General features: G+C 59.7%; 22 protein-coding genes, 4 tRNA genes and 1 riboswitch. Of the genes, 12 read left to right on the top strand and 14 right to left on the bottom strand.

The window, feature by feature from the left end; translation table 11 throughout:
* Window positions 1-435: 435 nt before the first annotated feature.
* The gene (locus VOI23_RS18315) at window positions 436-813 is read left to right on the top strand and encodes a PAS domain S-box protein (RefSeq protein ID WP_323786492.1); all 378 of its coding nucleotides are present in this window, start codon (window positions 436-438) and stop codon (window positions 811-813) included.
* An 18-nt stretch (window positions 814-831) separates the two neighbouring features.
* Entirely contained in the window at window positions 832-1,422 is a 591-nt protein-coding gene (locus tag VOI23_RS18310; protein WP_323786491.1) for a PAS-domain containing protein, read from the top strand.
* A 136-nt stretch (window positions 1,423-1,558) separates the two neighbouring features.
* Here VOI23_RS18310 and VOI23_RS18305 read toward each other — a convergent pair.
* Together VOI23_RS18305 and VOI23_RS18300 are read right to left on the bottom strand one after the other, a co-directional pair.
* A tRNA-Leu gene (locus VOI23_RS18305) sits at window positions 1,559-1,645 on the bottom strand.
* Between the two features lie 57 nt (window positions 1,646-1,702).
* Complete coding sequence (locus VOI23_RS18300) at window positions 1,703-2,242, bottom strand: tetratricopeptide repeat protein (protein WP_323786490.1); 540 nt, start codon at window positions 2,240-2,242, stop codon at window positions 1,703-1,705.
* Window positions 2,243-2,345: 103 nt separating this feature from the next.
* Here VOI23_RS18300 and VOI23_RS18295 point away from each other — a divergent pair, with 103 nt between their 5' ends.
* The 7 genes from VOI23_RS18295 to VOI23_RS18265 all read left to right on the top strand — a co-directional run bounded on the left by VOI23_RS18295 (window position 2,346) and on the right by VOI23_RS18265 (window position 6,348).
* Window positions 2,346-3,092 carry a rhomboid family intramembrane serine protease gene (locus VOI23_RS18295; RefSeq protein ID WP_323786489.1) on the top strand — a complete coding sequence of 249 codons (747 nt, stop codon included), beginning with the start codon at window positions 2,346-2,348 and terminating at the stop codon, window positions 3,090-3,092.
* Window positions 3,089-3,460, top strand: a complete 372-nt coding sequence (locus VOI23_RS18290; RefSeq protein WP_323786488.1) for a GFA family protein — start codon at window positions 3,089-3,091, stop codon at window positions 3,458-3,460. The genes VOI23_RS18295 and VOI23_RS18290 overlap by 4 nt, the downstream gene beginning before the upstream one ends.
* Before the next feature lie 140 nt (window positions 3,461-3,600).
* Entirely contained in the window at window positions 3,601-3,987 is a 387-nt protein-coding gene (locus tag VOI23_RS18285; protein WP_323786487.1) for an MAPEG family protein, read from the top strand.
* A gap of 94 nt (window positions 3,988-4,081) precedes the next feature.
* Window positions 4,082-4,156: transfer RNA gene (locus VOI23_RS18280), tRNA-Gly, on the top strand.
* Window positions 4,157-4,229: 73 nt separating this feature from the next.
* Window positions 4,230-4,304, top strand: a tRNA-Gly gene (locus tag VOI23_RS18275).
* A gap of 174 nt (window positions 4,305-4,478) precedes the next feature.
* Window positions 4,479-4,554, top strand: a tRNA-Thr gene (locus VOI23_RS18270).
* A 414-nt stretch (window positions 4,555-4,968) separates the two neighbouring features.
* On the top strand, window positions 4,969-6,348 hold the full coding sequence (locus VOI23_RS18265) for a serine hydrolase (protein WP_323786486.1): 1,380 nt from the start codon (window positions 4,969-4,971) through the stop codon (window positions 6,346-6,348).
* Window positions 6,349-6,895: 547 nt separating this feature from the next.
* Here VOI23_RS18265 and VOI23_RS18260 read toward each other — a convergent pair.
* A complete protein-coding gene (locus VOI23_RS18260) occupies window positions 6,896-8,470 on the bottom strand; it encodes a trimethylamine methyltransferase family protein (protein WP_323786485.1) in 1,575 nt (524 codons plus the stop codon).
* A 161-nt stretch (window positions 8,471-8,631) separates the two neighbouring features.
* Between VOI23_RS18260 and VOI23_RS18255 the strand changes: the two genes are divergently transcribed.
* The gene (locus VOI23_RS18255; protein ID WP_323786483.1) at window positions 8,632-9,543 is read left to right on the top strand and encodes a LysR family transcriptional regulator; all 912 of its coding nucleotides are present in this window, start codon (window positions 8,632-8,634) and stop codon (window positions 9,541-9,543) included.
* Window positions 9,544-10,003: 460 nt separating this feature from the next.
* A complete protein-coding gene (locus VOI23_RS18250) occupies window positions 10,004-11,248 on the top strand; it encodes a lytic murein transglycosylase (protein WP_323786481.1) in 1,245 nt (414 codons plus the stop codon).
* A 280-nt stretch (window positions 11,249-11,528) separates the two neighbouring features.
* Here the strand turns inward: VOI23_RS18250 and VOI23_RS18245 are convergent, their stop codons facing one another.
* From VOI23_RS18245 to VOI23_RS18220, 6 genes are read right to left on the bottom strand one after another with little or no spacing between them, the layout of a single operon-like run.
* Entirely contained in the window at window positions 11,529-11,690 is a 162-nt protein-coding gene (locus VOI23_RS18245; protein ID WP_323786480.1) for a hypothetical protein, read from the bottom strand.
* Window positions 11,687-12,166: a hypothetical protein gene (locus tag VOI23_RS18240; protein ID WP_323786478.1), complete on the bottom strand. Its 480-nt coding sequence runs from the start codon at window positions 12,164-12,166 to the stop codon at window positions 11,687-11,689. The genes VOI23_RS18245 and VOI23_RS18240 overlap by 4 nt, the downstream gene beginning before the upstream one ends.
* Window positions 12,156-13,400 carry an agmatinase family protein gene (locus tag VOI23_RS18235; RefSeq protein WP_323786477.1) on the bottom strand — a complete coding sequence of 415 codons (1,245 nt, stop codon included), beginning with the start codon at window positions 13,398-13,400 and terminating at the stop codon, window positions 12,156-12,158. Before VOI23_RS18235 ends, VOI23_RS18240 begins: the two co-directional genes overlap by 11 nt.
* Entirely contained in the window at window positions 13,381-14,148 is a 768-nt protein-coding gene (locus VOI23_RS18230; protein WP_323786475.1) for an ATP-binding cassette domain-containing protein, read from the bottom strand. The genes VOI23_RS18235 and VOI23_RS18230 overlap by 20 nt, the downstream gene beginning before the upstream one ends.
* Entirely contained in the window at window positions 14,145-14,957 is an 813-nt protein-coding gene (locus VOI23_RS18225) for an ABC transporter permease (protein ID WP_323786474.1), read from the bottom strand. The genes VOI23_RS18230 and VOI23_RS18225 overlap by 4 nt, the downstream gene beginning before the upstream one ends.
* Before the next feature lie 44 nt (window positions 14,958-15,001).
* Complete coding sequence (locus VOI23_RS18220; RefSeq protein ID WP_323786473.1) at window positions 15,002-16,063, bottom strand: putative urea ABC transporter substrate-binding protein; 1,062 nt, start codon at window positions 16,061-16,063, stop codon at window positions 15,002-15,004.
* An 89-nt stretch (window positions 16,064-16,152) separates the two neighbouring features.
* Window positions 16,153-16,272: riboswitch (guanidine-I (ykkC/yxkD leader) on the bottom strand.
* A 158-nt stretch (window positions 16,273-16,430) separates the two neighbouring features.
* Here VOI23_RS18220 and VOI23_RS18215 point away from each other — a divergent pair.
* On the top strand, window positions 16,431-17,216 hold the full coding sequence (locus tag VOI23_RS18215) for an MBL fold metallo-hydrolase (RefSeq protein ID WP_323786472.1): 786 nt from the start codon (window positions 16,431-16,433) through the stop codon (window positions 17,214-17,216).
* 4 nt (window positions 17,217-17,220) lie between these two features.
* Here the strand turns inward: VOI23_RS18215 and VOI23_RS18210 are convergent, their stop codons facing one another.
* From VOI23_RS18210 to VOI23_RS18190, 5 genes are read right to left on the bottom strand one after another with little or no spacing between them, the layout of a single operon-like run.
* The gene (locus VOI23_RS18210; RefSeq protein WP_323786471.1) at window positions 17,221-17,946 is read right to left on the bottom strand and encodes a hypothetical protein; all 726 of its coding nucleotides are present in this window, start codon (window positions 17,944-17,946) and stop codon (window positions 17,221-17,223) included.
* Window positions 17,943-18,560 (bottom strand): cysteine hydrolase, encoded by a 618-nt coding sequence (locus VOI23_RS18205; protein WP_323786470.1) that lies wholly within the window; start codon window positions 18,558-18,560, stop codon window positions 17,943-17,945. The genes VOI23_RS18210 and VOI23_RS18205 overlap by 4 nt, the downstream gene beginning before the upstream one ends.
* 26 nt (window positions 18,561-18,586) lie before the next feature.
* Window positions 18,587-19,390, bottom strand: coding sequence for an ABC transporter permease (locus tag VOI23_RS18200; RefSeq protein WP_323786468.1), 804 nt, complete (start codon window positions 19,388-19,390; stop codon window positions 18,587-18,589).
* Window positions 19,387-20,352, bottom strand: a complete 966-nt coding sequence (locus VOI23_RS18195; protein WP_323786467.1) for a hypothetical protein — start codon at window positions 20,350-20,352, stop codon at window positions 19,387-19,389. Before VOI23_RS18195 ends, VOI23_RS18200 begins: the two co-directional genes overlap by 4 nt.
* Complete coding sequence (locus tag VOI23_RS18190) at window positions 20,349-21,416, bottom strand: ABC transporter ATP-binding protein (protein ID WP_323786466.1); 1,068 nt, start codon at window positions 21,414-21,416, stop codon at window positions 20,349-20,351. The genes VOI23_RS18195 and VOI23_RS18190 overlap by 4 nt, the downstream gene beginning before the upstream one ends.
* Window positions 21,417-21,419 lie beyond the last annotated feature (3 nt).

Genomic DNA, 21,419 nt, shown 5'->3' with positions numbered 1-21,419 from the left:
CCCTTGAGCATCGAACGCCGAGGGAGGCATATTGGCACGGTCGAGAACAGAAATTGGCAGCATGAAACTTAAATCGGATACACCTTAGAAAGGCTGCAAACCTGTCCGGAAAACTGGGACCACTTCACTATTCGAGAATATAAGCGGGCTTTAAATTGAGATCTACAGAAGCGTTCTAGCAAAACCCTGTGAAATGCCATGGCTCTCGCAAGCGAAGAGCTGGCGGACGTGTGCGGCCCTCTGGCGTCGCGAGTTCGGCTCGTCGTGTAAACCAAGTCATCATCAGCTTGAAGCTGAACACGGTCGATTACTCCCTCAGGGGCAGGTCTTTTAACCTTTCGTTAAGGCTGTTTCGCTCTACTTTCGAACCTAATGCTTCTGGCATTGCCACCAGCGGATCCGCCGGGAAACGTTGGACAAGGCGGAAAATGTGGCATGCAATCTATGACGTCGTGCCCGGCGATCGAACGTGAAGAGAGGGAAACAATCGACATGGAATCGAAGGTTTTCGAGCAAGCTTTCCACATCATGCCGGTCGAACTGTACGCCTTCGCTGCAGACAATCTCAGATTCAGTCATGTCAACACACGTGCCCAGCAAAACCTGCAATATACGATATCCGAGCTGCTGGAGATGACACCAATCGACATCAAGCCCGAATTGGACGAGGCATCATTTCGCAGCCTCCTGCAACAAATGGAGAGACGCCAATCCGACGATATCAATTTCACAACAAAGCACCTTCGCAAGAACGGAACTAAATATGATGCTCAGGTGACAATGCGCTATATTGAGGGCCCCAGACCGCATTAACTCGGCGCCGTTCTTGACGTGTCGGCTCAAATTAAGGCGGAAGCCGAAGCATCTGCCGCGACGAAGAAGCTGAATACTGCGATTGAGGCTTTGCCAGACGGGTTTGCGCTCTATGACGACGAGGACCGCCTCGTCATATGCAATTCGAAGTATCGAGAGCTGTACGCCCTGAACGCTCCCGCAATTGTGGAGGGCGCCTCCTTTGAAAGTATCTTACGTTTCGGGCTTGCGCGGGGGCAGTTCCCCACGGCCATAGGTCGCGAGGAAGAATGGCTACGTGAGAGGCTTGAAACGCATCGCCGCGCGGACAACATGGTGGAACAGGAGCTGCCTGGGGGGCGGTGGCTGAGAATTCTTGAGCGAGAGACGTCGGATGGTGGTCGTGTCGGAGTCCGAATCGACATCACAGAGCTTAAGGAGAAGCAATTCGAACTCGAGCGCACCGCACTCACTGACTCTCTGACCGGCCTTGCTAATCGCCATGGCCTATCGGCATTCCTGGACAGGGTGCCAGCCACGTTGGTTCTCGGCGAACGTTTGGCCTTGCTTCACCTCGACCTCGACAAGTTCAAAGCAATCAACGACGCCATCGGCCATATGCTGACGTGATTTGTCAAAGTGTATCGGTCTGGTTTTCCGAAACAGATTGATACCCTAGTGAATGTTGCCTGGGGGGTTGGCTGGGGGGTTATGGGCACATATCATTTCTAGAAGATAATAAAAACAATGAGATAATGTGTATAAGTGGTGCGGGCGGTGGGACTCGAACCCACACGGGGCTAGGCCCCAACAGATTTTAAGTCTGGTATGTCTACCATTCCATCACGCCCGCGCTGGTTTGGTGCCGGGACAATAGCGAAATCACGCGGGGTGTAAAGCGGATCGGCGTTCAAAGTTCTTCGCCCTTGGGGGCTTGCAGAAGATTGCGTTCTGGCAGCCACGGGTTCAGGCTTAGCGCCAATCGCAGCACCGCCTGCCCTTCCTCATCCCGGCCCAGCCCGATCAGCGTCAGCGCCTTGCCGGCAAGTGCCGCAACATGGGTCGGGGACAGTTTCAGCGCATGATCGAGATCAATCAGCGCGCTGTCGTAATCCTGTTGCAGGAAGCGGACGAAAGCGCGCTGGTTATACCCCTCGGCATAGTCGGGGCAGTAGGCGATCAGCCGGTCAAAATCCTCCAGCGCACCGATCAGGTCAAAGCTGCGCCGTTTGCCCATGCCGCGATCCAGCACCGCCTGCGCCGCCTCGTCCGGGGCATCGGCCCACAGCGCCCACATTTCATTGCTGATCCGCCGTGCCTGATATTCGTTCGGCGCCCGCTGAATGCGCTGCAACAGGTCGTTGAGCGCTGCGGAATGATCCGGCGCATCCGGGCAGGCTGCGGCCATCGGCGCCAAGAACAGAAAAACAAGGGCGATCAGATGTCTCATGACCCCAAGGATGGCGCAAATTCCGCGCCGATCAAGTCACGACAGCGCGAGCCTGGCTCTTTGCATGGTTGACGCCGCCTGCAAAAGCCGAAATCGTCCGTCCATGTTACCGATCCGAGATCACAACCCGTCCGAGCGCACCCCCTATGTCACCTACGCCCTGATCGTAGTGAATGTGCTGGTGTTTCTCAGTTATGTCGGCCTGTTTGCCGATCAACGCGCTCTGGCGTCGTTTTTCGACCATTGGGCGCTGGTCCCCGCCCGGGTGGCGCAGGGACAGGACATGATCACCCTGTTCACCACCATGTTCATGCATGGCGGCTTCATGCATCTGGCGGGTAATATGCTGTTTTTGTGGATATTCGGCGACAATCTGGAAGACCAGATGGGGCATGCTGGCTATCTGCTGTTCTATCTCGCGTCGGGGCTCGCGGCGGCGCTGACCCATGTCATCGCCGCGCCCTATTCGGATGTGCCCACGGTGGGCGCGTCCGGCGCGATCGCCGGGGTGATGGGGGGCTACCTTCTGCTTTATCCCAAGGCCCGGATCGACATCTTGTTCATTTTCATCATCTTCTTCCGGATATTTTCGGTACCGGCGTGGATGATGTTGGGGGTTTGGTTTCTGCTCCAGCTCGTGTCCGGCACCGGGGCCGATGCCACGACGGGGGGTGTGGCCTATTGGGCCCATGCGGGTGGGTTCATTGCCGGTTTCGTACTGACCCTGCCGATCTGGCTGCGTCAGGGCGGTACCCAGTTTTGGAACCGGCATCATGGCCGCCCACCACATCCGGAAACCCGCTATGAACTGTCCCCGACCCACATTCCCCGCGTAAGGAGACGCAAATGACGACCGCCCCGCTGAAGCTCACCTGCCATTGCGGCGCGGTCGAACTGGCCGTCACCCTGGTCGATGGCTTTGCCACTGCCCGGCGCTGCGATTGTTCCTTCTGCCGACGGCGCGGCGCGATCGCGGTTTCCGCGCCGTTGGATGGGATCGACGTGGTAAAAGGGGCGGAGAACCTGACGCTTTACACTTGGGGCACCGGCACGGCGAAACATTATTTCTGCAAAACCTGCGGCATCTACACCCATCACCAGCGCCGGTCGAACCCTAATGAATACGGTGTGAACGTCGGCTGTATCGAAGGCGTCAACCCGCGCGATCTGGGTAACGTGCCCTGGACCGACGGCATCAACCACCCGTCGGACCGGTAGCCCACCCTGCCCCAACCGCAGGGCACTCGGGTCCATAGAACTGGCCTGATCTCCAGATGATCCCACGTCACGCCAGTCGACGCTTGCAATGATCCAAGTGTCGGTCAAGTTAAGAGCAAGTGGTTTCAACGGAGAACAAAATGCTTGCCATAACCGCCATCTATGCCAGCCTGCTCGGGCTTCTCTTCATCACGCTCAGCGCCAATGTCATTCGTCGGCGGCTCAAGGCGCGGGTTTCGGTCGGTGACGGTGGCGATCACGCATTGATCAAAGCGATCCGCTGTCAGGCCAATTGCGCCGAATACGCCCCGATCGGTCTGATCCTGCTGGGCATTTCGGAAATTCAGGGTGCGCCGGGTTGGGCTGTGCATCTTCTCGGCGCCGCATTGGTTGTTGGGCGCGTGTTACATGCTTATGGCTTTGGCCACCAGCCTCAGATCGTATCAATGCGGCAATTGGGCATCGTGCTGACCTTGGCCATGATCGTGTTGGCGGCCCTTGGCAATCTGGGCCACGCACTGATCTGACAGGCCCTGCGCAGAGCATATTTTTTAGCGCCGAAGGTCATTTTCCTCTTGCAGCTTACGGCCATAGTTTATATCTGACGCCTCACCCAAGGAAGCGGGCGTAGCTCAGGGGTAGAGCATAACCTTGCCAAGGTTAGGGTCGGGCGTTCGAATCGCCTCGCCCGCTCCAATTTTCCCACCGGTCGCAAGACCGGGCACCCCACGGGAAACGTAAGATGTCGACGTTACAGACAACACGCCGAGCGGGCGTAGCTCAGGGGTAGAGCATAACCTTGCCAAGGTTAGGGTCGGGCGTTCGAATCGCCTCGCCCGCTCCAATTTCTCTCTTATCCTGTTGGTTCGAATTCTCATTTTCCTCGCAGCGCGTCCCGACGCACTCTGACGATCCGCCAACCGCATACGACCCGATCCGAAGACACCGGCCTTAAGGCGTCATTTTTTTCAATTGCTCGCTTGAGATTTTTTCAAGGCAATGCTACCTCGCGCTCAATGCCCCTATAGCTCAGCTGGTAGAGCAACTGATTTGTAATCAGTAGGTCCGCGGTTCGAGTCCGTGTGGGGGCACCACTTTCAAGCAACCATAGCATTGGTTTTAAAGGGCAAAAAAAAATGGGAGACACTAATAGTCCCCCAGCCGGTCCCCCAATCTAATTCCTCTGCATCAAGTAAGTATCGCGCGAGTAAACACACCAATAGCGTGACCTATTTCCCAGCCGCAGATCATGTCGATAATGGAAAGTATCATGCTGATCGCTTAGGAACCACTAATGGCGGCTTTGCGCAGGAAACGAAATTTGCAAAGTTGCTGCCGAACGGAGACATAGGCCGAAGTAGACAAGCTCAAAGCTGACGCATGCCGACCACTCTGACATGATCCGTTACGCCGCGCCGCGCCGATGACCCCACGTTAATTGGGCAAGAATGTCTTTGCTCGCCCTGCCCGCTTTGACAAGACTGTCGCAAAATCTGGGGAGGTCGCGCATGTGGAGCTTGCGTAAATTACTGGTTGGGCTGCTGGCCCTTGTCATCGCAGGAATATTCGGGGCGGTGCTCTATCTCTATCTGGTGCCGCCCACTTTGCTGCGCGTGGGCGCCGGATACAGTTCCAAGATCGTCTGTTCCGCGACCTATTTACAGGGCCGCGACCCGAATGAGGTTCTCGAGACCGATGTGCAGGCGCCAGGCAATCCGGTGCTGCGCGCGTTCAAGGTGAACAACGACAGCGCGACGGGACGGGTGCGGTCGGCCTTTCTCAGGTTGATTGCGCCGATGACATCCGAACACAGGCCGGGGCTTGGCTGCGCGGCGCTGCCCGATGGCAATATGGCGCAGGCCGACGATCAGGCGGCGCCTGCCGCGCCCGGTCCGGTGGCCTCACAAACACTTTGGCCCGAGGGCACGGGGGTGGATCTGAGCCAACATGGCGATCTGGCGCAGATCATCGCGGATCCGGGTTTGGCCGGACCGGGAATGCGCGCGACCGTCGTCGTCCATCACGGCCGGATCGTGGCGGAAAACTATGGCGCGGGGTTCGACCCGCAGATGCCATTGCTGGGCTGGTCGATGAGCAAGACGGTAACAGCCGCCCTCGCGGGGACCGTGATCAAGGCGGGCAGGCTGCGTCTGGACCAAGACCGGCTGCTGACGCAATGGGGCGATGACGGGCGCGCCGCGATCACCGTGGCGCAGCTGTTGTCGATGTCGAGCGGGCTGCATTTCAACGAAGATTACGGCGATGTCTCGGATGTGACGCGGATGCTCTATCTGCAATCCGACATGGCAGGGTTCGCAGCCTCGCAACAGCTCGATCACAAGCCGGGCACGACCTTTAATTATTCCACCGGCACGGCGGTGATCCTGTCGCGGATCTGGCAAAACGCGATCGGCGATCGCCAGGCCGCGCTTGACTGGCCGCGCAAGGCGCTGTTCGCTCCCCTGGGGATGGGCAGCGCGGTTTTTGAAACCGATGCGGCAGGCACTTTCGTCGGCGGCTCTTACCTTTACGCGACCGCACGCGATTGGGCGCGGTTCGGGCAATTCCTGTTGCAGGATGGCACATGGAACGGGCGTCAGATCCTGCCCGAAGGGTTCGCGGCCATGATGCATGCACCCTCGCCGGCCGATGCGGTTTACGGACAGGGGATGACATGGCTGGCCGGACCCGCTCCCGAACAAAAGGCCGGCGATGATCGGGCCTATGGGCTGCCTGCCGATACCTATTGGCTTGAAGGGCATGACGGGCAAACCGTTACGGTGATCCCTTCGGCCGATCTGGTGGTGGTGCGGATGGGGCTGACACCGTCAGACCTGAACTACCGGCCGCAAAAGCTGGTGGCGGCGCTGCTCAAGGCGCTTGGCTGATCCGGAGCCGAGCCACCCCCTTCCAGCGAACGGCTTTGCGCCCAGTACACCGATCAGCTATGTCCGTTTCGGGCTTAGAGTGCTCGTTCGCTGAGCGCCTGCTCACCGCACCCGACAGCCACGCGGAGCTTTCAGATCGCGCAGCGTGGCTGTCGGGTGCTCCGCCTGCGCCAATCAGCGCATCAACCCAAAGAACTCCGGCTCCGAACGGATGAAAGTTCAGTGGCAGGTCAGTTCGCCAAAAACTCTGACGACGGACAAACGGGGACATTTGTCGGCAAATTCTGATATTTTTTTAACCCCAACGGGTTCGATACAAGACCAGAACTCGGGCCTGCGCGCCATCAGGGACAGTCGTGACACAATCCCAGCAAGGCCCGCCACGGATCACCCGAAGATCAGGACAGGCAAGATAGCTGTTACCGGCCGGGTTCAGCACACTCGTCTTGGGGACTCAGGCGGCCATGCGGCTGGCGGTTTCGGCGATTGGGTATAGCCGTTGGGATTGCGTATGCCTGTGGCCGCGCGCCCGTCAAAGGGCTGAATTTCAGTACCACGCATCCTCCATCGACGCTTTCTTACGTGCGATAAAGTCTTTCAGCGCCAGATCGGTATCATCCGCCATAGCGGGCGGTTGAAAGGTCTCTAGTACCTGTTTCCAATGCCGATTGGCCCGGGTGGCCATATCGACACCACCCTGTTCGGACCACGTTTCGAACGGCTGATCGTCGTTCAGCGCACTGTCCCAATAGGCGGTCTTGTAATGGCGCAGCGTATGAGCGGTGCCAAAAAGATGTTCGCCCGGACCCTGTTCGGCCAAAGCGTCGATCCCCAGCGTTTCGTCATCCACCGCCATCCCCTTCATATACGCGTGCAGGGCGCCACACATGTCGCAGTCCATCACGAATTTCTCATAAGACATAGATAACAGCCCATCGAGGAACCCGGCCGAATGCAGAATGAAATTAGCCCCGCCCTGCACCGCCGACATCATCGACATCATCGCCTGCTGCATCGCCTGCCCATCGGGCAGTTTCGAGGTGGCGAAATTGCCCGCGCAGCGCAGTGGCAGTTTGAAACGCCGCGCCATCTGCCCCATGACCAGCGATCCAAGCGCCGCTTCGGGGGTGCCGAAGGTGGGCGAGCCAGTGCGAAGCGCCATGGTGCTGACAAACCCGCCCAAAACCACCGGCACGCCGGGGCGCACCAGTTGGGTCAACGCGCAGGCGGTCATCGATTCAGCCAGACATTGCGCAACGGTCCCCGCCATGGTCAGCGGAGCCACCGCGCCCCCCAGCAGGAAGGGCACATGGATCGACCCCTGCCCAGCGCGCGCATAGGCGGTGATGCCCTGCGTTGTCACCCCGTCCAGCACCAGCGGCGAGGTGGTGTTGAAATTGCCCATGATCACACAGTTTTCGTCGACGAAATCCGCCCCGAACAGGATGCGGCACATTTCGATCGAATCCTCGGCCCGTTCGGGCGCCGTGATCGACCCCAGAAATCCACGGTCGGAATAGCGCATATGGGCATAGACCATATCCAGATGCCGTTTGTTCACCGCCACGTCGGTCGGTTCGCAAATCGTACCGCCGGAATGGTGCAGCCAGGGCGAAGACTGGCCCAGCTTCACGAAATTTTCAAAATCCTGGATCGTGCCATAGCGGCGCCCCTGATCCAGATCCATCACAAAAGGCGAACCATAGGCGGGGGCAAAAACCATCGCATCGCCGCCGATTTCCACAGAATTCAGCGGATTGCGCGCATGTTGGGTAAACCGTTCGGGCGCGGTTTTCACGATTTCACGGATCATTCCCGGCTCGAACTTGATGTTCCAGACACCAGACCCGATCGCGGTAACCTGCCCGCCCGCTTGGCGGAACAGGTCGACCGTGGCCGGATCGTCGCGAAATTCAATCCCGATCTCGGCAAGGATGCGATCCATCGCCGCCTCGATCCGGTTCAGGCTTTCGGGCCCCAACAGATCATAGCTGGGGATCTGGCGGGTGATGTAGGGGACCTGTAAATGCAGGTTCTGACCGGAGATATTGCGCCGCGTGTCCCGGTCCTTGTTGCGGCGGCCGCGCCGTCCGGCCCGGGCCGAATTGTTTTCCATCAGCATTGCGATCCCCCTTGTTGCGCTGCCTGCGATGACAAACCCTGCGAATCCGGTGGCCGGTTGACAACTACAATAAGACTCATCAAGGCTTACCTGAACTAAGCCTTAAACGCGCCGTTATGCTTTGATACTATGATTTGATCTCAGTCAGGGCCAATCCAGCTATGGCAATTCGTCCCTACAACCTGCCTCCGCTCAGCGCCTTGGCCAGCTTCGAGGCCGCTGCGCGCCATGTCAGTTTCAAGGCCGCCGCGCAGGAATTGAATGTCACCCCGGCGGCGGTCAGCCATCAGGTCAAGGCGCTGGAAACCGAACTGCGTCAGGTGCTGTTCCGCCGCAATCACCGTGGCGTGGAACTGACCGAGACCGGGGCCTATCTGCTGGTCGCGCTGCAACGCGGGTTCGAAGAAATTTCCGACGCGGTGGCGCAACTGCGGTCCGATGCTTCTGGCGCGGGCGTCACAATCCGGGCCTCGACCGCGGTCAGTTCGCAATGGCTGGCGCCGAAACTGGCCGAATTCTGGCAAAGTCACCCGCATATCCCGGTATCGCAGAATGTCACCGATTTCCCCGATCAGGCACCGTCCTGCGATTTGAGCATCGAATACGGTTTGATGGACGATGCGAAGGGCGATGTCAGGTTGTTGTTTCGTGACCGTATCGCGGCGCTTGGCAGTCCGCGTTTCGCCGCCCGGCACCGGATCGACACGATTGCCGATTTTGCGCAGACACCCCTTATCCACATGGATATGCCAGCCACCGGCTGGACCCACTGGTCCGACTGGTGCAAAGAGCTTGGTTATGACGGGCCGCTGGGCGGCGGGTATCGGGTCAATAATTATGTCATCGCCTTGCAGGCGGCACAGGGCGATATGGGCGCGGTGCTGGGCTGGGGCGGATTGACCGGATCGTTGATGAGCTCTGGCGCTTTGGTCAAGCTGTGGCCCGAAGACCTGCCGTCACCGCGGGAATTCTATATCAAACTGCATCCGGGCGCGACACGCCAAGCGGTGATCGTGCGCGACTGGTTGTTGAAATGTGCGGACCCGGAAAACCCCGGTGTCGCCTTGGTCTAACCCGCCGCCAGAACCGTGCTTGGGTCACAAATGAAAAGACCCCCGCTAGCAGGGGCTTTTGTGAATGATGGTGGCACTGTCTACCATCAGCACCCATGGGACCGTTTAAGGTCGTTTGATAAGGAAGGGTTTCTGGTTCATCATAATCTTCATGGAGTGACGATGAACCAGAAACCCAGAACACGCGCGAACAATGGCGAGAAGGTCGTGAAAGACATTCGCGGCACCACCCGCGAACAGTATTCAGCCGGAGAAAAGATCAGGATAGAAACGGCATATGCGATAAACGAACCGAAGGGACTGCCTTCGTCCGGTTTTGATCCCCGCTGGTGCGACAGCGCGCAACCGGCAATACCGCGATTTGGAAGACACTCCATAGGTTACCCGCGAGCAAAGGAACGCCGACATGCCGATATCAAGTCTCTGCCGCGCCGGGCATACCCAATCGGGTAAACGCAGGATGGTGTTCCAGCGCGCCCTACTATTTCTGCTTTCTCTCACCCTGGTCTATTCTCCAGCCATGGCCCTGGAACGCACCGAAGTGGAGGCTCAATTCCGCAATTGGCTAGAGCAGACTGTATGGGTGCAAGCCAAAGTCCAAGGGGTTTCGCGCGGCACATTCGAAGCTGCTTTTTCAGGCGTGAGGTTGAACTGGGACCTACCCGACCTAGTGCCACCCGGAACCAAACCGGAAACGCCCAAGCGGCAACGGCAGGCCGAATTCGGCGCCCCCGGGAAGTACTTCAGCCAGAGCGCGGTGGAAAATGCCGCTTCGGTTGGGCGGCGGATGGCCACGCGTCATTCCAGCACTCTGTCGAACGTGGAAAAGTCTACAGGCGTGCCCGGGCGCATCATCCTTGCCATCTGGGGGCGCGAGAGCGGCTATGGTCAGGCGCCGATCCGCTATGATGCCTTTGAAGTGCTCGGCACAAAAGGATTCATGAGCACCAGGGCGGATTATTTTACCAAGGAACTGGTTGCAGCCCTGCGGATTGCCGAAGCAGGCCACGTGCCGCCGCGCGGCATGAAGAGCAGCTGGGCCGGAGCCCTTGGCCAGCCACAATTCATGCCGTCGAACTTCTTGAGTTACGCAGTCGATGGGAATGGCGATGGACGTGCGGACATTTGGGAATCCGAGGCCGATACCATAGCCTCAATCGGCACCTACCTGCAGCAACACGGCTGGGTGGCGGGGCGTGACTGGGGGTTCGAAGTCGAGGTTCCACCCTCGGTGTCCTGCACGCTGGAGGGACCGGATCAAGGTCGGCCAATCGCCGATTGGAGCACAATGGGGATCACCCGCGTATCGGGCCGCCCCTTTCCCGATCACGAACAATCCGGTGAGGGGTATCTGCTGATGCCGGCGGGGCGACTTGGGCCGGCCTTTATCGTCACACCGAACTTCTATGTGCTGAAGGACTACAATATGAGCGATCTCTACGCGCTCTTCGTTGGTCACGTGGGCGATCGCATTCAGTTCGGGGTGGGCGATTTCGCCGCCCCTTGGAAAAAGATGGGTGGGCTTTTTCGCTCTGACATCGCGACGATGCAGCGCGTACTGGAGATGAAAGGGTACGATGTAGGCGGTGCCGACGGATTACCCGGTTACAAAACCCGCCGTTCCATCGGAAGCTGGCAGGAATCAACCGGACGGTCTGCGACTTGTTTTCCCGAGAACGGAATGAAAGCGATGCTGGCAAATTGAGCATCGCTCAAGGGCTTTGTCAGCCTAGTAGGGTCCGGAAAGTTGCCCTGACAGCCAAATTCATCGACATTCTCGATGAGAGTGCCCATTATGGTTTCCTGGCTGGGAGAAGAAGCACAGGCGACTTTGCGGGGTGAATGAAATCACGGACACCCCAAGCCGCGTATCATTGCCACGAGTTCCAAACCACATTTGTGGCGGCAAACCGGACCGGTGTCGATCCGATGGCGTTGTCGGTTCAGAAAGAACCGCAACACCATCGGAACCGAGGAGCCGCGTCTTACTGACGCCGCCGCACGTGCCAGGCAATGGCCGCCGCAATACCGACACCGATTGCGTAGGATGCGCCATGCGGGTGGAGATGCCCGACCTGATGTGGGATCTCATGCGCAGTTGCAGCCACAGGAGAAAGTGCGAATACGGTAAGAAACAGTTTTTTCATTGGTCAATTTCCTTCTTTCGTGACTGGAGAAAGTCGCGGATGTCGAGCGTCGATTTTTCGTCCATCGAGACATAGATCAGCGACATGTTGGTGCGTTCGCGCACCATTTCGCCCGGGTAGGGCAAATAGGATAGTTCGCGCGACCCGAAGGAGGGCGAAGCGGTGCCCACCTGCCAGTCGGTCTTGAGTTCCACATCCACAAGTTTCAGAACCTTGTCCCCGCCCGCGCCGGGGCGTTCAAAGGCTACCCCGGCCAGTTTGAGGTAGGAGGTCTTATCCTTGGCCTGCAAGTAGCCGTCGATGAATTGCGTGGCGAGGACCTGAAGGTCCGCAGCCTCGTCTTCGCCGTGCATGTGGGAATGCAGGTGGTCAGGATGAGAATGGTTGTGACCTGCCCCATGCGGGGCATGGTCGTGGTCGTGATGATCATGGTGATCGTGATGGTGGTGGCCGTGCGGCCCGTGATCATGTGGCATTTGACCACCTCTTGCCTTCGAATTCGCCATGCGGGATCGAAACCGGCTTGTCGATGAACTTCTTATGCGCGCCCATCTTGCCGTTCGACACCAACGCGCCCAGCACGTCGACGATGACCCGGGTGCCCATCAGCGCGGTGATGTCCGAGGTGTCATAGGGCGGCGAAACTTCGACCAGCTCCATGCCGCAGATGCCTTCGGCCGCGATGCCCGACGCCAGCGCCAGCGCCTCACGCGGCAGGAAACCGCCCGGTTCGGGCCAGCCGGTGCCGGGAACGAAACCACAGTCGATGCTGTCGATGTCAAAGGACATATAGACCATGTCGACCCCGTCCCACGCCATTTCCAGAGCCATTTCAAGGGTCTTGTCGATGCCCATCTTTTCCATGTCGCCCATGGTGATAATGTTGGTCTGGCGTTCGCGGGCAACCTTCACCGCCTCGCGCGGCACCTGCCAGCCGCCGATGCCGATCTGGACAAGGTTCTTGGCCGGAACATTTGGCATGTTGGTGGCATGGAACCACGGCGTCGTGTGCATCCGTTCGTCGAGATCCTTTTCCTGAATATCGGCATGGCGGTCGAAATGGACGATGCCGATCTTCTTGCTGGTGCATTCGGCGATGCCGCGCACACAGGGAAACCCGATTGAATGGTCGCCGCCAATCATGATCGGCAGCGATCCCGAACTGGCCACATGGCTTACGGCCCGGCTGATCTGATCAAAACTTTTTTCGATATTGGCAGGGATGGTAAACACGTCGCCCGCATCACACAGCGTCATCTGTTCGCGCAGGTCGACACCGAGTTCGTAGTTATAAGGCGTGTAGAGCGCAGAAATTTTCCGCAAACCCTGCGGACCGAACCGGGTGCCGGGACGATAGGTGGTGCCGCCATCGAACGGGATGCCCAGAACGGTGGCATCGTAATTGGCGACTTCCAGCACATCCTCGGCATAGGGCGCTTTGAGGAAGGTGTTGATGCCAGCGAAATGCGGCAGTTCACCGCGCGCGAAGGTCGGGATCGACTTGTCCTCGATCGTGTCTGCCCCGGTCAGCCCCATGCGCAACGCCCAACGGCGTTCCTCGTTCAAACGGTCTTCGGGCAGGTCGCCTTCTATCTGCATCGCCCGCCAACCTGCCAGCTTGGTGAGGTCGGGGTGGTGAAACCGCTTTTCCTCGCGGCGCTGATCGGCCGGGTGGTGCGAGCGTCTCCGCTCAGTTGGGTCGAAGAACATGAGTCTTCTCCTTTATGGTCTGGTAGGGAAATCCGCCATTTCTGGCGTCGAAATCGTAGGTGATGGTGGCGCCATAGGCGCCGGGGTCATGCGGGTCCCATCGGGGTTTGTCGAAAACGACGACCCGGTCGCCCAGCTTGAACCCTTCCTCAAGGTCGTGGGTGACCATGAACACGGTCATGCCGGTCTCATCGCGCAGCTCGGACAGGAAATCGTGCATCGACAGCCGGGTGCCGGGATCAAGCGCGCCGAAAGGTTCGTCGAGCAACAGGATGCGTGGCCGCGCCACCAGCGCCTGACCGATCGCCAACCTCTGCTGCATCCCGCCCGACAGGGTGGCGGGGAAATTGTCGGCGACGTGATCCAATCCGATCCGCGCCAGCGTTTCGTCGGCACGCGCCCGGGCGGCCTTTTTCTCCGCCCCCCAGAACCGCCCCAAGGGGCGGCGGAAACTTTCGCCCGCGACGATATTGTCGCGCACGCTCAGATGCGGGAAAGTCGAATAGCGCTGGAACACCACACCGCGTTCCAGTCCCGGTTCGACGGCGGGCGGGTTGCCATCGACAGTGATCGAACCGCGGGTCGGCGTTTCCTGCGCCAGCAGCATCCGCAGGAAAGTGGATTTGCCGCAGCCCGAGGCCCCGACGATGGAGATGAATTCGCCCTCTTCGACCTCCAGGTTGACCCGTTCGAGGATCGGGCGCTTATCGTAGTATTGGAACACGTCGCGGACGGATACGAAGCTCATAGCGATGCCTCCGCCCAGGGGAAAAGTTTTTGCGACAGTTTCTTCAGGCACCAGTCGAGGGCAAAGGCCAGCAGGGTGATCCACAAGACGTAGGTCAGGATCACGTCCATCGCGAGGTAGCGGCGCACGATGAAGATGCGGTAGCCAAGGCCAAGGTCCGACGCGATCGCCTCGGCCGCGATCAGGAACAACCAGGCAGGCCCCAGCGACAGGCGCATCGACTGGATCAGCCGCGGCAACACCTGCTGCAGCGCCACGCGCAGAGCGATGGTGGCGGTCGAGGCACCAAGGGTTTCCGCCTTCACGATCATCTCGCGCGGGATTTCCAGCGTGCGTTGTGACATGTCGCGGATCAGGAAGGGTGTGATGCCGATCACGATCAGCACCACCTTCGACAGCTCGCCCAGCCCGAACACGATGAACAGGATCGGCAGGATCGCCAGCGGCGGGATCATCGAGATGACCGCGACAAACCCGGAAAACATTGCCCTGAGATGAGGTAACAACCCGATCAAAAGCCCGAAAACCAGCCCGGCCAGCGCCGACAGCATCACCCCCAGCCCCAGCCGTCGCAGGCTGATCGCGGTATCGTGCCACAGCAGGATGCGGCCCGAACGTTTGTCCGGTTCGGTGAACAGGCGTTCGGCGGTGGCGACGATCTTGGAAGGTGCCGGCAATAACTTGTCTGCAGGGTTTTCAGCCAACCGGATATCGGACGCCACCGCATAGGCGATAAGCGCAAGCACAAACGGCACTAAAAGCAGGAACACCGCCAGCGGCCGGTTGGGTTTTCTGTTGATCAGGCGCATTGGGCTATCTGGGCCCGACCGCGATGGCCGGGCCCCCTTTCACATCAAAGCGCGCCGTCGGCGGCCATTTTCATGAAAGTCGTGTCATAGCGGAAGGTTACGTTGCCCGCGTCGCCGGTGACCGACCCGTCGGGATATTCGACGCCGACGAAATCCGGCGATGGCGCGCCTTCGCCAAGAATACCCTTGTCGAACAGGAACTGCGCCACGTTGGTCATGGTGGTCTTCAGCTCGGGCCCTTGGGTGAAGCTGACGGCTTCGGCCGGGTCATAGAACATCGCGGTGGAATCCAGCTGCGCATCGTAACCCGCCAGATCGGTGCCCGACGCTTCGGCCATCGCTTCGCGCGCAGCCTTGCCCTCGGGCGTATCCGACGACATCAGCGCCATGACTTCGTACCAGGCCCCCGCCATCGCCTTGCCGAAGGCCGGGTTGTCTTTCAGCGTTTCGGTGTTGACCACCATCAGGTCGATGATTTCGCCCGGGATCTGCGAACTATCGAAAATCTTGGTCGCCTTCGGGTCCTCCATGATCGACGACACCAGAGGGTTCCAGGTCACCACCGCTTCGACATCCGGTGTCGCGAAGGCGGCGATCATGTCGGCGTCAGACGTGTTGATCACACCGTCCAAGTCCGCTTCGCTCAGCCCCGCGCTTTCGAGCCCGCGCGCCAGCAGGTAATGCGACACGCTGAGTTCGACCAGGTTCACCGGCTTGCCTGCAAGCGACTTCAGATCGCCCTCGCCCTTCAGGATCACCGCGTCGTTGCCGTTGGAAAAATCACCCACGATCAGCGCCGTAGTATCGACGCCGCCGCCCGACGGGATCGACAGCGTATCCATATTGGTCGCCGACACACCGTCAAACGCACCTGCGGTATATTGGTTGATCGACTCGATATAGTCGTTGATCTGAACGATCTCGACATCGATGCCATATTTTTCGGCCCATTTATCCATGATGCCGCTGTCTTCCAGATAGCCCCAGGGCATCCAGCCGACATAGATCGACCACGCGACCTTGAAATCGGTCTTTTCTTCTGCCGCCAGCGGCGCGCCAACCATAGTCGCCAGAACCGACGCCGCCAGAACGCTTTTCTTGAACATAGACTGTCTCCCGTATTTGCGTTGCGCAATGTCGGCCACCAGTCCGCTGGAGGTTCGCATAGATTAAGCGCGGACAAGCCGACGCAGTAATCTCCCGGGATTTTCCCCCGCCGTGTACCAGCGCGGAGTTGGCCGCGCCGGCGGCATCTCTCGGACCTGACCCCTTGTTGATGCTGCGATCAACGGGCGGAACCCTAGACACCCTGCACATTCAGGTTGGCAAAACCGGGCGCGAACCGATATGGATTTGCTGAAAAAGGCAGTGGCTGCCAGCAACTGTGATTATTTTTTAATCTCAAGCAGGGGTTTTGCCGATTAATACGGCGATAAATCACCGCAAACCGGCCATCCGTCCTAGGATCGCGGCATGACACATCCTGTTGCACACCCGTGGTATCACACCGAATCCTTGGCCCCGAACCTGTGGCTGATCACTGAACCGCATGTTCACCCGATCTTTTCGGCGAACATGCATCTGGTGCTCGGCCGCGATGCCGACCTGCTGATCGACAGCGGAATGGGTATCGCGCCTTTGCGCCCGGTGGTCGACGCACTGCGCCCCGATCCGGACAAGCCGGTGATCTGCCTGTCGACCCACACCCATGTCGACCATATCGGCGCGGCGCATGAATTCGAAACCCGGCTGGTGCACCCGGCAGAAGCGGACGAGCTTGCCGCCCCGTCCCCCTATTCGCTCAAAAGCGCCGACATCCCGGCACCGCTGGCCGCGATGTTCACCGAAGCCGGCTATGATCCGCTGTGGGACTATCTGGTCGATGCTGTGCCGGCCGCCGATTACGACCTCAGCGCCTACGCGATCCAACCCGCCGCAGCCACCGGATTGGTCGAAGATGGCGATATGATCGACCTGGGCGACTGGCAGGCCGAGGTGCTGCACCTGCCCGGCCATTCGCCGGGACAGGTCGGGCTGTGGCACGCCGAAACCGGCACCCTGTTCGGGGCCGATGCGATCTATGACGGGCCGCTGATTTTCGCCGGGGCTGGGATGAGCGTACCGGATTACGCGGCGACCCTGAAACGGATCCGCGATCTGCCGGTAAAGATCGTGCATGGGGGTCACGATCCGGCCTTTGGGCCGGACCGGCTGCACCAGATCATTGATCACTATCTCGAACTGTGGGCGATGTCCTGACGGATCAGAATTGCGTCAGCGCGAGGCTGCGTTCCTGACCGTCGAAATCGACAATCTCAAAGGTGATCCCCTGCCCTGTGCGCCGCAGCACTGGTCGGGTTTCCAGGAACGGATTGGTGCACAGGTCGGCGATGCCATCATCGTCCTGCCAATGCCCCCAAGCATAGACCGTTCTGAAATGCGCCGCCAATCCGTCCGGCAGCCTGCCCGCCTCCAACGCCGCGATCAGCGGGGACGTTGCCGGTGTGCCGGGCAGGCCCAGCCCGATCAAAAACCCGGTTTCGGACTGCACCAAAACGCCCTCCATCCCATCGCAAGCGACGCGTTGGGCCTCTGACGGGGCATCCGGCATCTTTCGCCACAGTTCTGTATAGTCGGCATCGACGCCCGCCTCGATCAATCCGCCGGCGTCGTTGAAGGACATCCGCCCCGCATCCACCCCGTCCGGCACCCCGTGCCAGTTGATCCGGCGCTCCCATGTGCAGATGCTGTCATCAACCGTGATTGTCCCGGCGAATCCTTCGGCCCGCATCAGCACGGCAAACGCCGCCGGGTCGAGATCGGCCAGCGATGCGGCCCCTGTCAGGTCGGGCCGGTCAGTCGGGATGCGCAGATCGGCATAAAGCGCGCCGCGTTGCATCCAATGCACCCGCGTCGTCGCATCCTCGAACCCCGGCGCCTTGATCCAGTCGCGGCGCCAATGCGCCTGCAGGTCGGTTATCTCGATCACGCGGCTGCCTGTTTGAATGCGGCCAGCTTGGCGCTGATTTCATCGGTGGTCTGCACCGCACCTTCCTGCAGGTATTCCATCGCGTTGAGGGACGCCTGATGCGCCTCTGGCGATGTGCCGCCGACGCTGTCGGAAATCACCCGGCAGTAATAATCGTTCTGATGCCCATCGGCGAAAGTGTAATGCACACAGACATCGGTCATACCGCCCACCAGGATCAGGGTTTCGGCCTTCAGCCCTTTCAACAGAATCTCCAGCTCGGTCCCGAAGAAACAGGAATAGCGCCGTTTGTGGATAAAGTAATCGGTCGAGCGCATATCCATTTCCTCGGCCGCAACCGGCGTTCCCGGTTCGCCCTCAAGACAGTGGATGCCTTCGGACCCGTCCAGTTGGCGGCCATAATCGACCATGTTGCGGCGGTGGATTTCCTGGAAGAAGATCACCGGGATGCCGGCATCGTGGGCGGCGTCGACCACCCGGCGGGCGCGGGCCATGTTGTCGTAATAGTCCGGCATGGTCGGGATACCGGCGTTCGAGCGATCCAGAAAGGCGCCCTTCTGGATATCGACCACGATCAGGACCGGTTGGCCGACGAGAGTGGGTTGACGGGGCATAGCTGTCTCCTTTTCGGAAATTGGCATCAGGATTTGGTCGATTCAGCCCCCATCAGGCGGGGCAGATCGCCCCAGCGGGCGACGGCGGAAAACACCATAACGGACACGCAGATGAAGGTGATCGCGGCCACCGCCATCGTCGGCGTGTAGCCGTTGCGCAGCGAATTGAAGATCTGCAGCGTGACGGTTGAATAGGACGACGCCGACACGAAGAACATCACGATGAACTCGTTGAAACTGAGCACCAGCGCAAAGAAGAAACCTGACACGGTATAGGGGATCGTCTGCGGCAGGATCACGGTGCGAAAAGTCACGGCTCGGGTGGCCCCCATGGTCGCGGCGGCATCCAGATGCGACCGGTCGATGGATTGCAACCCGATCGAAATCGTCACGATCGGCAGTGCCAGAAACAGCGCCGCATGGCTAACCACCCCGGCCCAGACCGACCCAAGCACGCCAAGAAAGGTCCACAGGAACCCCAGTCCGACGCCAAAGACGATCGGCGGCAGGGCGAAGGGCATCGACCCGAGACCGGCCAGGAATTTCGACGCCTTGTCACCACGCGCCCACAACTCATAAGCCATCGGCCAGGCGATCAGCACGGCCAGGGCGGCGCTGCCAAAGGCAATGATCATCGAATTGGTCAGCGCCTCGACCCAGACTGGTTCTGAGATGAAAAATTCGTGGAACCGCGCCAGTGTCGGGTCGCGCGGGGGGAAAAACATCGACCGCCCCGAATTCAGCGCCGCGCCGCAGACCACGACGATGGGCAGTGACAGCATCACCGCCGACAGCGCCATGAACAGATTGCCAAGGGTGCGCAGGATCATGATGCATTCCTCCGCGTCAACCACTGGCCAAGCGTCAGGAACAGCCCCGCCGTCAGCAGCAGGATCACTGCCTGCGCCGAACCGAAAGGCGCATTGAGCGTGTTACCCCGCACCGCTTCATAGACCGAAACCGCCATGGTCTGCTTGGCCGGTTCGGCAAAGACCGTGACCGCGACATAGACCCCTAGCAGGAACACGAACAAAAGCAGGACAGATCCGATCAGAGGCAACCGTACAGCAGGCAAGACAACCGTGCGTATCACCGTCCAGGGCCCCGCACCCATCGTGCGGGCGGCCTCGGTCATGCTGCGGTCAAGCCGCGATAACGGCGGGTAAAGCAGGATCACCGCATAGGGCCAGACCAGATAAGCCATGGTCAGAACCGTGGCGAAAACCGACGTTTTGAATTTCACGTTGCGCGGATTGGCCAGACCCCAATCGCGCAGGGTGTCGAACCATCCCACATCCTTCAGCCACTGGGTCAGCCCGGTTGCCTTGAACACCATCGGCAGGCCTGACCGGTTCGACAACAGCACGTCCCATCCCATCACGATAAAGACTTCCGACAGCGACAGGCTGGACAGGATGAAGACCAGCCAGACGCTTTGCGCCCGTTTCGACAGACCCGTCATCAGGTAGGTGAAAGGAAACGCCGTGAGCACGGCCAGAACCGAGGCGATCACAGCGTAATAGAGCGAGTAGTAGAGTTTCTGAAGATAGAGAAAGGTAACCTCGTCCGGCCAGTTGGCACCGACGAAAACGCGCTGGTAATTGTCCAGCGAAAACGCCCATTCCCAGCTCGCCCCTTCGACCTTGTGGCCGAACGAAATGACGATCACCAGCAGGAACGGCGTCAGGCACAAAAACAGCGTCACCACCCAGATCGCGATCCGTGCCAGTGGCGGGCGCTTCGCAGCCGCCGCAACGGTCATCGGGACGACAACCTGGCTTGCCGCGCTCATGCTGCGGCCCTTTCGTTGCGCGGGAAGACGTGCAGCCCTTCGACCGGCAGAGTGACAATTGTCTCCTGCCCGACAGTGAAGCTGCGCTCGGTCTCGCCACGGGCATATTCGACGATCATCGGCCCGATCTCGGTCTGCAGATGGATATCGCGCACCGGCCCGACATCGCGCACGAAGGTGACCGAAGCCTTCAGCCTGCTGCCCGCAATGCCGTCGCTATCCAGATAGGGCGTTTCCGGTCGGCAGGCGATTTGCACCGGCGACCCGGAAATGAATTCCGCCGGGGTTTTCAGTTCCAGCAGCGACTGACCCACCCGGACCTTGCCCGCCTCGACCACACCGTCGAAGAAATTCGCCTTGCCGATGAAATCGGCGACGAAGGCGTTTTCGGGGCGATGATAAATCTGTTGCGGCGGGCCAACCTGTTCGACCCGGCCCTGACTCATCACCACGATCTTGTCGGCCATGGTCATCGCCTCGCGCTGGTCATGAGTCACCACGATGGTGGTGATGCCCAGCCGTTGCTGCAACAGCCGCAATTCGACCTGCATGTCTTCGCGCAGCTTTGCGTCGAGCGCCGACATCGGTTCATCCAGCAAAAACACCTCGGGTTCCTGGGCCAAGGCGCGGGCGATGGCGACGCGCTGACGCTGACCACCGGACAGTTCGCCAATGCGGCGGTCGCCATAACCACTGAGCTGGACCAGGTCCAGCAACCGTTCGCCGGTGTCGATCGCGTCCGATTTCGATGTGCCCGCTATGACCAGCGAATAAACGACGTTTTCGCGCACGCTCAGATGCGGGAACAGCGCGAAGTTCTGGAACACCATGCCAAAGCGGCGCTTGTGCGCCGCCAGCGCGGTGATGTTGTCCTCCCCCAGAAGGATCGACCCGCCGCTGGGCATTTCCAGCCCGGCAATCATCCGCAACAGCGTGGTCTTGCCACAACCCGACGGCCCCAGAAGCGCGGTCAGTTCCCCTTCTGCGAAATCCAGCTTGATGTTTTCGACAGCGCGTACGCTGCCGAAATCCTTGTAAATACCTGCCAGATGCAGCCCCTTCATCAA

This window comes from Thalassovita sp. (assembly GCF_034670005.1).
GTDB lineage: Bacteria > Pseudomonadota > Alphaproteobacteria > Rhodobacterales > Rhodobacteraceae > Thalassobius.
This window is presented reverse-complemented; position numbering and strand designations above follow the sequence as displayed.

Bases quoted from the DNA above. Each gene is read 5' to 3' on its own strand.
- VOI23_RS18190 (WP_323786466.1), bottom strand. From the start codon at position 21,416: ATGAAGGGGCTGCATCTGGCAGGTATTTACAAGGATTTCGGCAGCGTA.
- VOI23_RS18240 (WP_323786478.1), bottom strand. From the start codon at position 12,166: ATGCCACATGATCACGGGCCGCACGGCCACCACCATCACGATCACCAT.
- VOI23_RS18245 (WP_323786480.1), bottom strand. From the start codon at position 11,690: ATGAAAAAACTGTTTCTTACCGTATTCGCACTTTCTCCTGTGGCTGCA.
- VOI23_RS18300 (WP_323786490.1), bottom strand. From the start codon at position 2,242: ATGAGACATCTGATCGCCCTTGTTTTTCTGTTCTTGGCGCCGATGGCC.
- VOI23_RS18225 (WP_323786474.1), bottom strand. From the start codon at position 14,957: ATGCGCCTGATCAACAGAAAACCCAACCGGCCGCTGGCGGTGTTCCTG.
- VOI23_RS18290 (WP_323786488.1), top strand. From the start codon at position 3,089: ATGACGACCGCCCCGCTGAAGCTCACCTGCCATTGCGGCGCGGTCGAA.
- VOI23_RS18265 (WP_323786486.1), top strand. From the start codon at position 4,969: ATGTGGAGCTTGCGTAAATTACTGGTTGGGCTGCTGGCCCTTGTCATC.
- VOI23_RS18255 (WP_323786483.1), top strand. From the start codon at position 8,632: ATGGCAATTCGTCCCTACAACCTGCCTCCGCTCAGCGCCTTGGCCAGC.
- VOI23_RS18235 (WP_323786477.1), bottom strand. From the start codon at position 13,400: ATGTTCTTCGACCCAACTGAGCGGAGACGCTCGCACCACCCGGCCGAT.
- VOI23_RS18200 (WP_323786468.1), bottom strand. From the start codon at position 19,390: ATGATCCTGCGCACCCTTGGCAATCTGTTCATGGCGCTGTCGGCGGTG.
- VOI23_RS18195 (WP_323786467.1), bottom strand. From the start codon at position 20,352: ATGAGCGCGGCAAGCCAGGTTGTCGTCCCGATGACCGTTGCGGCGGCT.
- VOI23_RS18220 (WP_323786473.1), bottom strand. From the start codon at position 16,063: ATGTTCAAGAAAAGCGTTCTGGCGGCGTCGGTTCTGGCGACTATGGTT.
- VOI23_RS18250 (WP_323786481.1), top strand. From the start codon at position 10,004: ATGGTGTTCCAGCGCGCCCTACTATTTCTGCTTTCTCTCACCCTGGTC.
- VOI23_RS18260 (WP_323786485.1), bottom strand. From the start codon at position 8,470: ATGCTGATGGAAAACAATTCGGCCCGGGCCGGACGGCGCGGCCGCCGC.
- VOI23_RS18205 (WP_323786470.1), bottom strand. From the start codon at position 18,560: ATGCCCCGTCAACCCACTCTCGTCGGCCAACCGGTCCTGATCGTGGTC.
- VOI23_RS18315 (WP_323786492.1), top strand. From the start codon at position 436: ATGCAATCTATGACGTCGTGCCCGGCGATCGAACGTGAAGAGAGGGAA.
- VOI23_RS18230 (WP_323786475.1), bottom strand. From the start codon at position 14,148: ATGAGCTTCGTATCCGTCCGCGACGTGTTCCAATACTACGATAAGCGC.
- VOI23_RS18295 (WP_323786489.1), top strand. From the start codon at position 2,346: ATGTTACCGATCCGAGATCACAACCCGTCCGAGCGCACCCCCTATGTC.
- VOI23_RS18215 (WP_323786472.1), top strand. From the start codon at position 16,431: ATGACACATCCTGTTGCACACCCGTGGTATCACACCGAATCCTTGGCC.
- VOI23_RS18285 (WP_323786487.1), top strand. From the start codon at position 3,601: ATGCTTGCCATAACCGCCATCTATGCCAGCCTGCTCGGGCTTCTCTTC.